The sequence below is a fragment of the Pseudoalteromonas sp. MER144-MNA-CIBAN-0113 genome (assembly GCF_040308965.1).
GTDB lineage: Bacteria > Pseudomonadota > Gammaproteobacteria > Enterobacterales > Alteromonadaceae > Pseudoalteromonas > Pseudoalteromonas tetraodonis.
In genome coordinates this window covers 1-236 of sequence record NZ_JBEOOG010000601.1, presented here as the reverse complement: position 1 = coordinate 236, position 236 = coordinate 1, and the positions used below count along the sequence as shown (strand labels likewise).

General features: G+C 45.8%; 2 tRNA genes. Both read left to right on the top strand.

Features of this window, described 5'->3' with window-relative positions:
- Positions 1-13: 13 nt before the first annotated feature.
- A tRNA-Phe gene (locus AAEY57_RS21115) sits at positions 14-89 on the top strand.
- A 72-nt stretch (positions 90-161) separates the two neighbouring features.
- Positions 162-234: transfer RNA gene (locus tag AAEY57_RS21110), tRNA-Thr, on the top strand.
- The last annotated feature ends 2 nt before the right edge of the window (positions 235-236 follow it).

Below are 236 nucleotides of genomic sequence, written 5' to 3'. Positions count from 1 at the left end.
GCACTGTTTAAGTGCCTCGATAGCTCAGTTGGTAGAGCAGAGGATTGAAAATCCTCGTGTCCCTGGTTCGATTCCGGGTCGAGGCACCATTATTAAAGTAATAGTGTTTCAAATCATAAGATTAAACGTTATTACACGTGCCTTAGCACACAGTTTAGTGTGCCGACTTAGCTCAGCTGGTAGAGCAACTGACTTGTAATCAGTAGGTCAACCGTTCGACTCGGTTAGTCGGCACC